Below are 10,861 nucleotides of genomic sequence, written 5' to 3'. Positions count from 1 at the left end.
CCGCGCGTGGCGGCGGTGGCGCGCGCGGGGGACGGGCCAGCCCGTTTGAGTTTGAGGGCGGAGGGGTCGGGGTCGATCTCGATCTTTCGGTCACCATGACGGTGTCGCTGGAGGAATCGGCTGGGGGCGGCGACAAGCGCGTCCGCCTGCCGACCGGCCGTGAGCTCAACGTCAAGATTCCGCCCGGCGTCACCGCGGGCCAGCAGATCCGGCTGAAGGGGCAGGGCGACACCGCGCAAGGCCACCGGCCCGGCGACCTCCTGATCACGATCTCGATCGCGCCGCATCCGTTCTTCAAGGTCGACGGCAACGATCTCCGGATCGATCTGCCCATTACCCTCTACGAGGCGGTGCTGGGCGGCAAGGTCCGGGTGCCGACGCTCGGCAGCGCGGTCGAACTGTCGATCCCGAAGAACACCTCGAGCGGCCGTACCTTCCGCCTCAAGGGCAAGGGGCTGTCGAAGGCGGGCGCCGTCGGCGACCTCTATGTCACGACCCGCATCATCCTTCCCGACGGGAACGATGCCGAGCTTGAGGCATTGATGCAGACGTGGCGGGAGCGAAATTCCTACAATCCGCGCAGCGATCTCGGCTGACCGCCGAGAGCGCGCCCCAAAAGACGCAAGAGACGCGAAACTGCACTACCCCGGACTCTATCGGGGTAGACGCAGCCATTGCGAGGGCGTCAATGGATGACCGGCCGTCCGAAGTCCAAAATCTGCGGCGTGCAGATCGGACTGCGGAAAAAGAGTGCGGCCTCGAGAGGGGGACCAGCGCGGTACACAAAACCCCAATCGAGGCCGCGTGCGCCGATCGGCGGATCGGGCGCGGATCATCTTCGCGTGAGCATCCGGTACGACAATGAGACGCGTCCATGACGCGAATCGAAATTTTCAATGTCGGAATTGGGACGCCGAGTGAGGCTGGATTCACTTGCTCGAAACGGCACAATGTCGGCGAGGTGATCTCCCGTAAATCTACGGGAGATCAGCCGCCGTTCTTCTCCATCTGATCGTAGACGGCCTGCGCGACCTGGGTCAGGCGCGTGCGGTCGGTGCCACCGCTGACGACATAGGCGACGCCGCGATCGGCCCAGAACAGCGCGCCGTCGCTGCCCTGGACGGCATAGCGCATCTGGGTCGCCTCGGTTTTCGCCTTGGCGGTGTAGACCGTGAAGCGCTCGCCGGACGTGCTCTCGTACATCAGGAATGACGCCGGCCCGCTCGGCCCCGGCAGCAGGCGGCCGCCGACCAGCTTCAGCCCGGTGAGGTCGGGGGCGCGGACGTCCCAGCCGCAGCGCTTGGTCAGCCATTGCTGCAGATGGTCACGCTCGCTGCCGGGCACCTCGACGGGATGACGGACCTCGACCACGTAGAGCCGATGCGCATCCAGCGCATCCAGCGTGAAGCTCTGGAAGGCCGACGGCGTCGCCGCGGCGCCGCGCGCGATCCAGCCGACGCCGCCGCCGGCAATGAAGGCCATCAGCGTCGCCGCCACCGCGCCATAGACCCAGCGGCGCGGCTGGCGCACCAGCCGCTCGAGTTCGAGCCGCTTCGGCACCGCCTCGTCCAGCACCGTGTCGTAGCGCGCATGCAATGTCTCGGCCATCGCGCGCCATGACTGCACCCGCGCCGCGTCGTCGGGATGCGTGGCGAGCCACGCTTCGACATCGCCGCGGCGTTCGGCCGGCAGCTCGTTGTCGACGTAAGCGTGCAGCTCGTCTTCGGTGACGGGGATGTTCGGGTCGGTCATATCAATCGTCTCTGCCAAATCTTGTTCGAAAAAAGTTCATGTGTAACACCTGTCATCGCGCACATTATCATTTCACCCGTCTCAGCGCCGGGCGCTGGCCCTCGATCGAGGCGCGCACATGGGCGCGCGCGCGGGCGAGGCGGGACATCACCGTGCCGATCGGCACGCCCTGGATGTCGGCGACCTCCCGGTAGCTCATGCCCTCCAGCATCACGAGCAGCAGCACCGAACGCTGCTCCTCGACCAGCGTCGACAGCGCGCGCTCGATGTCGCGTCCCTCGGCCTCGGTGCCGCTGGCGTCGGCATTGTTGTCGAGCAGCGGCATGAAGGCCGGCCGCCGCGCCAGCGACCGCCTCCGGTTCTTGTTCAGATTGGTCAGGATCGTGTACAGCCAGCTCCTGACGTCGCCGCCGAGAAACAGCCGCTCCGAGCGCAGCGCGCGCACCAGCGTGTCCTGCACCAAATCATCGGCGATATCCGAGTCACGTACCAGCGCGCGCGCATAGCGGCGGAGCGCTGGAATCATGGCTTCGACACTTTGACGAAACGCGGTCATGCATCCCAGTCTTCGATGGTTGCGGCGATAGCCGCCTTGCTCAACATAACACCCTAGCGGCTTGGCTATTCCGATTGCGCCGAGCTGCGCGCATAGCGCCTCGGCTGCGGCCGATTTGGGCTTGTCGCCAGCCAAAGTGCTGGTGTACCTCCGGGCCAGAAAAATTCGAAGCGAATGCCGGTGCCAACGATCTACTACATCCGCCACGGCGAGACCTCATGGAACGCCGAAGGCCGGCTTCAGGGCGTGCAGGATATTGCTCTCAACGAGCGCGGCCGCGCCCAGGCGGCACATGCCGGCCGCATCCTCGCCGATCTCCTGACGCGCGACGGCCGTGACAAGACGACGCTGCCGTTCGTCGCGAGCCCGCTGCTCCGGGCGCGCGCGACCATGGAGCTGGTGCGCACCGAGCTTGGCTTGCCGCCGGGCGACTACGCCCTCGACGCGCGGCTGCGCGAGATCGCCTACGGGTCGTGGGAAGGCTCGACATTGGCGGAGGCGCAGGCGGCCGACCCCGTCGTCTATGCCCGCCGCCTGGCCGAGAAGTGGACGGTGTCGCCGGAGGGCGGCGAGAGCTATGTCGACGTGCAGGCGCGGATGACCGAGTGGTACGGCGCGGTGACGTCGGACACCGTCGCCGTCGCCCATGGCGGCACGGCGCGGGCACTGATGGTGGCGCTCGGCTTCGAGACCCCGGCCTCGGCCGCCGACCTCACCATCGAGCAGGGCGCGGTCTACGTGTTCAGCAAGAGCGGGTTGCGGAAGTATAGTTAAGGATTATCCCGTCATTCCGGGTGCGAAGCGAACCTCAGGGCGCAATTGCGCCCCGGGGAATCTCGAGATTCCGGGTCTGGTCCTTCGGACCAGACCCGGAATGACGTCTCAGGTTTGACCCCGCTGCCTGCGCGCGTTACGACACGCCATGTCCTTCAATACTTTCGGCCATATGTTCCGCGTCACGACCTTCGGCGAGAGCCATGGGGTCGCGATCGGCTGCGTGGTGGACGGCTGCCCGCCGATGATCCCTCTGACGGTGGAGGAGATCCAGCACGACCTCGACCGCCGCCGGCCCGGCCAGTCGCGCTTCACCACCCAGCGCCAGGAGCCGGATGCGGTGAAAATCCTGTCCGGCGTGATGGCGCATCCGGAAAGCGGTGTGCAGGTCACGACCGGGACGCCGATTGCGCTGTTAATCGAGAACACTGACCAGCGCTCGAAGGATTATTCCGAGATCAAGGACAAGTTCCGCCCCGGCCATGCCGACTTCACCTATGAGGCAAAATACGGCCTGCGCGACTATCGCGGCGGCGGGCGTTCCTCCGCGCGCGAGACCGCGACCCGCGTCGCGGCCGGCGCGATCGCGCGCAAGGTCCTGCCCGAGGTGAAGGTGCGCGGCGCGCTGGTGCAGATGGGGCCGCACAAGATCGACCGCGAGAAGTGGGACTGGGACGAGATCGCCAACAATCCGTTCTTCTGTCCCGACAAGGACAAGGCGGCGTTCTTCGAAAGCTATCTCGACGGCATCAGGAAGAGTGGCTCCTCGATCGGCGCCGTCATCGAGGTCGTCGCCGAGGGGGTGCCGGCCGGGCTCGGCGCGCCGATCTACGCCAAACTCGACAGCGATCTCGCTTCCGCGATGATGACCATTAACGCCGTCAAGGGCGTCGAGATCGGCGCCGGCTTCGGCGCCGCCGAACTGTCAGGCGAGGAGAACGCCGACGAGATGCGGACCGGCAACAACGGAACGCGTTTCCTGTCCAACCATGCTGGCGGCGTGCTCGGCGGCATCTCGACCGGCCAGCCGGTGGTGGTGCGATTTGCGGTCAAGCCGACGTCCTCGATCCTGACCACGCGCCGCACCGTGGATCGCAGGGGCGCCGACACCGATATCCTGACCAAGGGCCGCCACGACCCCTGCGTCGGCATCCGTGCAGTGCCGGTGGGCGAGGCCATGATGGCCTGCGTGCTGGCGGATCATTTTCTGCGCGACCGCGGGCAGACCGGGCGCTGATCCCCTATATACTGGTGGCCACCGGATCGGGTGCTCGCCCTGGGGAATGCCATGAACACATCGGAGCTTCGGGACATCATCGAGTGGATGATCGGTGGCGCGCGGTCGGCGCCCACCCCGTCGCAGATGATGGCGGAATGCTGCGAACGCGTCGTGCGGGCCGGTTTGCCGTTGTGGCGCGTCGGCGTCTTCGTGCGCACGCTGCATCCCGAGATCTACGGCCGGCATTTCTTCTGGACCCTCGGTTCGGAGGTCGAGGTCGGCACCGTCGACCACAATATCCTGGACTCGCCGGAATTTGCCGTCAGCCCACTGTCGATCGTCTTCAGGCAGGGACTTGAGGTGCGCGCGCGGCGCGACGATCCCGCGAGCGCGCGCTTTCCGATCGTCGTGGATCTGCAGGCGGAGGGTGTCACCGATTATATCGCCATGCCGCTGGTTTACACCGACGGCTTCGTCAATGCCTCCAGCTGGACCACCAAGCAGCCCGGCGGCTTCACCGAGGAGCAGCTCGATGCAATCCGCTCGATCACCGTGCCGCTGGCGCGCTACATCGAGATCGTGACGCTGCGCCGCACCGCGTCGCTGCTGCTCGACACCTATGTCGGCAATCGCGCCGGTGAACGCATTATGGGCGGCCAGATCCGGCGCGGCCATGCCGATACGATGGATGCCGCGATCTGGCTGTCGGACCTGCGCGGCTTCACCGCGCTGTCGGACCGCTTGCCGGCCGAGACGGTGGTGGAAATTCTCAATCTGTACTTCGATTGCCAGGTCACCGCGATCCGCGACCATGGCGGCGAGGTGCTCAAATTCATGGGCGACGGCCTGCTCGCCGTGTTCCCGGTCGACGAATATCTCGGCGACGAGGTGCAGGTCTGCGCGCGGGTCCTGAACGCCGCGCGCGCATCCCGCGCCGGAGTCGAGGCGCTGCAATTTCCCAATGGCGATGCCGTCGAGCGCTTCCGCTTCGGCGTCGCGCTGCATCTCGGGCGCGTGCTCTATGGCAATATCGGCGGCGGCAACCGGCTCGACTTCACCTGCATCGGTCCGGCGGTCAATCTTGCCGCGCGGCTGGAGAAGATCGCCGGCCGTCTCGGCCGCACCGTCGTGGCTTCCGAGCGCTTCGCCGGCATTCACGACGGCGGCTGGAGCGATCTCGGCGAGTTTCCGATCGCGGGATTTGCCAAGGCCGAACGCGTCTACGGCCTGTTCGACGAGGCGCCGGTCGCCGCTGCGAGCTAGTGTCGGTGCGACGTGACTGACACGAACCCGCAACATCGCACCGGGATCGCGCTGGTCGTCGCGGCTGCGGCGGCGTGGAGCACTGCGCCGTTCTTCACCCGGCTGCTGCACTTCGATTCCTGGACCATCCTGTTCTGGCGCGGGTTGTTCGGTGGCGGCGCGATTGCGCTCTTCCTGGTCGCCACGCAGGGCTGGCGCGGCGCGCGCGATCTCGTCGTGATGCCATTGAGCGGATGGCTGGTGGCCGGCCTCTCGACCTTCGGAATGGTGACGTTCATTCCGGCGCTGCAACTGACCAGCGTCGCCAATGTCGCCATTCTCATCGCGATGCAGCCGTTTGCGGCGGCCGCGATCGCCCGGCTTTGGCTGGGTGAGCGGGCGCGGCCCGGCACATTGCTGGCAAGCCTTGTCGCGCTCGCGGGTGTGGCCATCACCGTCAGCGGCGCCGGCGGCATCACGGATTACAGGGGCATCGGCCTTGCCTGCGTGATGGTGCTGGCGATTGCGCTGATGACGGTGGTGATCCGGCGGCACAAGGGGACGCCGATGATCGCCGCCGCGGCGCTCTCGAACTTTCTCGGCAGCGCCGTGAGCTTGCCGTTGGGGCAGGGCATCGGCGCGGTCACCGGCGCCGATCTCGGTGTGCTCGCGATGTTCGGCGCGTGCCAGGTCGGTCTCGGTCTCACCCTGTTTACGGTCGGCTCCAGATTGCTGCCGTCCGCGCAGGCGTCGCTGATCGCCACGCTTGAAACGCCGCTGATGCCGTTCTGGGTGTGGCTGGCGTTTGCCGAGGTGCCGTCGCCGCGCGCCCTGATCGGCGGTGTGCTGGTGATGGGTGCGGTCGTCGCCGACATTGCGCTGAGCCAGCGGGCGCAGTTCGCGCGGCCGGCGGGCGGGTGATGGCCGCTATTCCTCGGGCTCGGTGGTGAACAGCAGCGGATAGCCCTTGGCGCGGCCGGCATCGGTGGCGCGCGTCGCCTTGGTCTCGGCGATATCCCTGGTAAACACCGCAACCACGCAGACGCCGCGCTGATGCGCGGTCAGCATCACCTTGTAGGCCTGGTCGTCGGTCATGCGGAATTCACCCTTCAGCACGGTGACGACGAACTCGCGCGGCGTGTAGTCGTCGTTGACCAGGATCACCTTGTGCAGGCGCGGCCGCTCGACCTTGGTCTTTGTCCTGGTTTTCGGCTTAACGACGGTATCGGGCATCGCACTCCCTCGCGATTGCTCCGTAAGAATACCGTCTTCCCGCACACGTTGGAACCGTTCGATTTGCACGGCGTCATTGCGGCAACGGCACGGCGCGTTGCCTCATGCGTGGCAAGTGATGTCCAGCCTGCAAGCGTCTAACTTGCAGGTCTCTAACTTGAATGTGAAGGACAGATGATATCTGCGCTTTTCGCCGCCTGATTTGCGTGTCACCATGACAGGACACGACGGGAGGGCCGCAATGCGCTGGTATGTCTCGATCGGAGCGGTGCTTGTCGCGGGCATGTTGGCCAGCGGCGATGTGGCCGGTGTTGCCGCGCCCGGCCCGGGAACACAGACAGGCCGGTTGGCCGAAAAGGAATCCACGCCGAGCGTCGACATCGAGTTGATCATCGCGGTCGACGTCTCCTATTCGATGGACATGGACGAGCTCGCGATCCAGCGCGAGGGCTATGCGCAAGCGATCGTTTCCAAGGAGTTCCTGCAGGCGCTGAAGGCCGGCCCGAACGGCAAGATCTCGATCACCTATTTCGAATGGGCCGCCTCCAACGACCAGAAGGTCATCATTCCCTGGCGGGTGATCGATGGCCCCGAATCCGCCGATGCAGTCTCCGCCGAGATCATGAAGACGCCGGTGCGCCGCGCTTCGCGCACCTCGATCTCGGGCGCGATCTATTTCGCGATCCCGATGTTCGACGAGAATCCGCATCGCGGCCTGCGCCGCGTGATCGATATTTCCGGCGACGGCCCCAACAACAACGGCACGCCGATCACGCCTGCGCGCGATGCGGCGCTCGACAAGGGCATCGTCATCAACGGCCTGCCGATCATGGTGAAAGAGCCGTCCTACTCGACGATGGATATCGAGAATCTCGACTACTACTACGAGGACTGTGTGATCGGCGGGCCCGGCTCCTTCGTGGTGTCGATCAAGGATCGCGAGAAGTTCAAGGAAGCGATCCGCACCAAGCTGCTGCTCGAGGTCGCCGGCCGCACCCCCGAGCGCCCGATCGTGCGGACCGCCGAGAACGAGCCGCGGGTCAGTTGCACGATCGGCGAGAAGATCTGGCAAGATCGCTGGGGGCGGTGATCTTGTAGCGATCGCGCTCGCGTAGGATGGGTAGAGCGAAGCGAAACCCATCGTCGTGCCGCGAGATGTGATGGGTTTCGCTCTGCTCTACCCATCCTACGGTTGTTCGCTAACCCCCGAGCAAATATCTCGAACGTCGCTCTCGAGTTCGCGGAGCGTCTGCATCGCGGCGGCGTGCTCGGTGGCGCCGATCTGCCGCCACACCTCTGCAACGCGCCCGGCGAGGCCACGAACCGTCACCGGAAAATTTGCCGCCTGCGCCAGCGCGCCCTTTTCGTTGATCAGATACTGCCCGTTCAGTGCAAACAGCACCTGCGCGATACACGCCAGCGCGCGATAGGCGCAGCCAGCGATATGCGTGCTGTCGCCGCGCGGCAGCGCAAGCTCGGCATTCTCGATCGCGAACAGGACTTCCCATTGAAAACGCCGCACCAGCGCATCGCGCAGGGCGGGCGGGTAGGGCGCGGTCTTTGCCTTCAATGCGGCGACGAGGCCGTCGGGATCATGCAGGGCACGGCACAGCGCCACCTCGCCCATCCAGATCGCCGAGCAGAAGCCGTGCGGATGGCCCGGCTGGTAGTGCATGCTGATCTCGCCGTTCCGGCAGGCATCGATCACCATCGTGACCTGGTCGAGGCTGCGGTAGAGCAGGTCGACCTTGTGGCCGCCGATCGCAAGCCAGGCGCCGCCGACGATCCATGGACCCCATTCCCCGACCGCCGTCACATGGGCAGCTGTGCGATCATCGACCAGGCCGGTCACCGCCGCGCGCAGCCGATCGAATTCCGGAGCGGCGTTATCCCGATAGTAGAGGCCGAGATCGGTGTCGGAGGCGTCATGCGCCGTGCCGCGCGCCCGCGAGCCGCCGAGCACGATGGCGGCGACGCCCGGCACGTCGGCAAGGACGGGAATGATACGTGCGAGCAGCGGATCGTGGGGCATGCGACGCGGATTATAGCGAGACCGCCGCGGGCTGCGATAGTCGCAGCGAAGTCTCAGCGCGCAAACCGCGCCACCAGCTCGACATGCGGGGTGTGGCGGAACTGATCGACCGGGGTAACGCTAGCGATCTTGTAGCCGCCATCGATCAGGATTTTTGCGTCGCGCGCAAACGTCGCGACGTTGCAGGACACCGCGACGATCACCGGCACCTTGCTCGCCGCAAGCTGGGTGACCAGCGCCTGCGCGCCTTGCCGGGGCGGATCGAACACGACGGCGTCGTAGTCGCGCAACTCCTGCGGCATCAGGGGGCGGCGGAACAGATCGCGCGCCTCGGCCTTGAGCGGCTTCAGCCCCGGCGTCGATTGCGCAGCCTTCTGCAGCGCCGCGATCGCGCCGGCGTCGCTGTCGAAGGCGGTGACCCGCGCCTTCTCGGCGAGGCGGAGCGCAAACGGGCCGACGCCGCAAAACAGATCGGCGATGTGCTTGGCGCGTCCGCAATGCTCGCGAACCAGCGCCGCAAGCGTCTCCTCACCCTTGGCGGTCGCCTGCAGGAACGAGCCCGGCGGCAGCACGACCTTCACCTTTCCGATCGCAATCTCGGGCGAGCCGCGCTGCAGCACCAGCTCGCCATGCCGTGTCAGGCGTGTCAGCCGGTGTTTCTCGGCGACCCGCGACAGAGTGGTGATCAGGCTGGTCGGCAGCGCGCCGGAGCCGCGTACATCGATGTCGAGGCCATTGAGGGTCGCGGTCACCTGGATGTCGAGCGGCTTGCCGATCGAGATCAGCGGCTCGGCGGTGGCCCAGGCTGCCTCGAGCGCGCCGTCGAGCGCCGGATCGAGGATCGGACAGCGGTCGACCGGGATGATGTCGTGCGAACCCGCCGCGGCGAAGCCGACCTTGAGCACCTCATGGGCCCCCATGCGTCCATGCAGCGTGATGCGGCGGCGGCCCGCGCCATGGGCGTCGAGCAGCGGTGCGACTTCGGCCGCGACCTTTGCCTGCGCCAGCGTCTCGACCACGATGTTGCGTTTCCAGGCGCGGTAGGGCGCGTCATTCCAGTGCTGGATCGCGCAGCCGCCGCAGACGCCGAAATGCGGGCAGAACGGCGTGATCCGCTCGGGGCTTTCTTGCGTCACCCGCACCAACCGCCGCCGGTCGGGATGATGGCCCGGAACGTCGTCGACCTCGACAGTTTCGCCGGCCAGCGTGTAGGGCACGAAGATCGACTGCGCGCCGTCGATCGCGACGCCGTCGCCGCGATGGCCGACATGGTCGATGGTGAAGAGCTCAGCCACGGCGCGCGCCGAGGAAGAATTCGATGTTGCCGTCGCCGCCCGTGATCGATGACGGGAACACCTGAATGTCGGTGCAGCCGAGCGAGGCGGCAAAGGCGGCGATATCGTCGCAGATCTCCTGGTGCACAATCGCGTTGCGGATGACGCCGCGCTTGGCGTGTTTGCGCGCCGCCTCGAATTGCGGCTTGATCAGCGCCAGGAGATGCATCGGCGCCGCCGCCAGCGACAGCGCCACCGGCAGCACCAGCTTCAGCGAGATGAAGCTGACGTCGATCACGACGACGTCGGGCCGCGCCGGCAGGCGTTTGCCCTCGAAATTCCTGATGTCGGTCTCCTCCATGGAGACGATCTTCGGATGCCCCTGCAGCGAGGGATGCAGCTGGCCGTGGCCGACATCGATGGCGAAGACGAGGCTCGCACCATTGGCGAGCAGCACTTCGGTGAAGCCGCCGGTCGAGGCGCCGACATCGAGGCAGACATGGCCCTCGACGTCGATCGGATAATGCTCGAGCGCGCCGGCGAGCTTGACGCCGCCGCGCGAGACATAGGGATGCGCCGGTTCGGCCGTGAGTTCGGCGCCGGGCGCCACGAGCTCGGATGCCTTCGCGATTGGCTTGCCGTCGGCGGTGACGAGGCCGGCGTCGATTGCGGCGCGGGCCGGGCCCGGCTTTCGAACAGGCCGCGCTCGACCAGCAGCACGTCGATGCGCTTGCCGGCGGATGCGTTGTTGTCGTTGTCGCCTGCCTTGGTCACGTGCT

General features: G+C 66.5%; 11 protein-coding genes and 1 pseudogene. 6 read left to right on the top strand and 6 right to left on the bottom strand.

Translation table 11 applies throughout. From position 1 onward, the window contains the following. The coding region (locus H8B02_RS10780; RefSeq protein WP_229166223.1) for a J domain-containing protein at window positions 1–596 on the top strand (596 nt) is incomplete at its 5' end. A 391-nt stretch (window positions 597–987) separates the two neighbouring features. Here H8B02_RS10780 and H8B02_RS10775 read toward each other — a convergent pair. Beyond that, the gene (locus H8B02_RS10775) at window positions 988–1,752 is read right to left on the bottom strand and encodes an anti-sigma factor family protein (protein WP_229166222.1); all 765 of its coding nucleotides are present in this window, start codon (window positions 1,750–1,752) and stop codon (window positions 988–990) included. A gap of 67 nt (window positions 1,753–1,819) precedes the next feature. Beyond that, window positions 1,820–2,308, bottom strand: a complete 489-nt coding sequence (locus H8B02_RS10770; RefSeq protein ID WP_092124724.1) for a sigma-70 family RNA polymerase sigma factor — start codon at window positions 2,306–2,308, stop codon at window positions 1,820–1,822. 174 nt (window positions 2,309–2,482) lie between these two features. Between H8B02_RS10770 and H8B02_RS10765 the strand changes: the two genes are divergently transcribed. The 4 genes from H8B02_RS10765 (at window position 2,483) to H8B02_RS10750 (ending at window position 6,464) form a co-directional block, all read left to right on the top strand. Further along, on the top strand, window positions 2,483–3,082 hold the full coding sequence (locus H8B02_RS10765) for a histidine phosphatase family protein (protein WP_229166221.1): 600 nt from the start codon (window positions 2,483–2,485) through the stop codon (window positions 3,080–3,082). Between the two features lie 148 nt (window positions 3,083–3,230). Next, window positions 3,231–4,319: a chorismate synthase gene (gene aroC / locus H8B02_RS10760; protein ID WP_229166220.1), complete on the top strand. Its 1,089-nt coding sequence runs from the start codon at window positions 3,231–3,233 to the stop codon at window positions 4,317–4,319. 51 nt (window positions 4,320–4,370) lie between these two features. Further along, the gene (locus H8B02_RS10755; protein ID WP_229166219.1) at window positions 4,371–5,564 is read left to right on the top strand and encodes an adenylate/guanylate cyclase domain-containing protein; all 1,194 of its coding nucleotides are present in this window, start codon (window positions 4,371–4,373) and stop codon (window positions 5,562–5,564) included. Between the two features lie 12 nt (window positions 5,565–5,576). Next, window positions 5,577–6,464: a DMT family transporter gene (locus H8B02_RS10750; RefSeq protein WP_229166218.1), complete on the top strand. Its 888-nt coding sequence runs from the start codon at window positions 5,577–5,579 to the stop codon at window positions 6,462–6,464. Between the two features lie 6 nt (window positions 6,465–6,470). Here H8B02_RS10750 and clpS read toward each other — a convergent pair whose 3' ends face one another. Further along, window positions 6,471–6,776: an ATP-dependent Clp protease adapter ClpS gene (gene clpS, locus H8B02_RS10745; protein WP_229166217.1), complete on the bottom strand. Its 306-nt coding sequence runs from the start codon at window positions 6,774–6,776 to the stop codon at window positions 6,471–6,473. 241 nt (window positions 6,777–7,017) lie between these two features. On the opposite strand from clpS, the gene H8B02_RS10740 reads away from it, so the two are divergent. Beyond that, window positions 7,018–7,866 carry a DUF1194 domain-containing protein gene (locus tag H8B02_RS10740; RefSeq protein WP_229166216.1) on the top strand — a complete coding sequence of 283 codons (849 nt, stop codon included), beginning with the start codon at window positions 7,018–7,020 and terminating at the stop codon, window positions 7,864–7,866. Between the two features lie 96 nt (window positions 7,867–7,962). Here H8B02_RS10740 and H8B02_RS10735 read toward each other — a convergent pair whose 3' ends face one another. From H8B02_RS10735 to H8B02_RS10725, 3 genes and pseudogenes are all read right to left on the bottom strand, one after another. Next, on the bottom strand, window positions 7,963–8,808 hold the full coding sequence (locus tag H8B02_RS10735) for a nucleotidyltransferase domain-containing protein (RefSeq protein WP_229166215.1): 846 nt from the start codon (window positions 8,806–8,808) through the stop codon (window positions 7,963–7,965). Window positions 8,809–8,861: 53 nt separating this feature from the next. Further along, window positions 8,862–10,103 carry a class I SAM-dependent RNA methyltransferase gene (locus H8B02_RS10730; protein WP_229166214.1) on the bottom strand — a complete coding sequence of 414 codons (1,242 nt, stop codon included), beginning with the start codon at window positions 10,101–10,103 and terminating at the stop codon, window positions 8,862–8,864. Continuing rightward, window positions 10,096–10,856 (bottom strand): annotated as a pseudogene (locus H8B02_RS10725) (TlyA family RNA methyltransferase). Before H8B02_RS10725 ends, H8B02_RS10730 begins: the two are co-directional and overlap by 8 nt. Window positions 10,857–10,861 lie beyond the last annotated feature (5 nt).

The sequence above is a fragment of the Bradyrhizobium altum genome (assembly GCF_020889705.1).
Classification (GTDB): domain Bacteria; phylum Pseudomonadota; class Alphaproteobacteria; order Rhizobiales; family Xanthobacteraceae; genus Bradyrhizobium; species Bradyrhizobium altum.
This window is presented reverse-complemented; position numbering and strand designations above follow the sequence as displayed.

Bases quoted from the DNA above. Each gene is read 5' to 3' on its own strand.
- H8B02_RS10765 (WP_229166221.1), top strand. From the start codon at position 2,483: ATGCCGGTGCCAACGATCTACTACATCCGCCACGGCGAGACCTCATGG.
- H8B02_RS10775 (WP_229166222.1), bottom strand. From the start codon at position 1,752: ATGACCGACCCGAACATCCCCGTCACCGAAGACGAGCTGCACGCTTAC.
- H8B02_RS10755 (WP_229166219.1), top strand. From the start codon at position 4,371: ATGAACACATCGGAGCTTCGGGACATCATCGAGTGGATGATCGGTGGC.
- H8B02_RS10740 (WP_229166216.1), top strand. From the start codon at position 7,018: ATGCGCTGGTATGTCTCGATCGGAGCGGTGCTTGTCGCGGGCATGTTG.
- aroC (WP_229166220.1), top strand. From the start codon at position 3,231: ATGTCCTTCAATACTTTCGGCCATATGTTCCGCGTCACGACCTTCGGC.
- H8B02_RS10735 (WP_229166215.1), bottom strand. From the start codon at position 8,808: ATGCCCCACGATCCGCTGCTCGCACGTATCATTCCCGTCCTTGCCGAC.
- H8B02_RS10770 (WP_092124724.1), bottom strand. From the start codon at position 2,308: ATGACCGCGTTTCGTCAAAGTGTCGAAGCCATGATTCCAGCGCTCCGC.
- clpS (WP_229166217.1), bottom strand. From the start codon at position 6,776: ATGCCCGATACCGTCGTTAAGCCGAAAACCAGGACAAAGACCAAGGTC.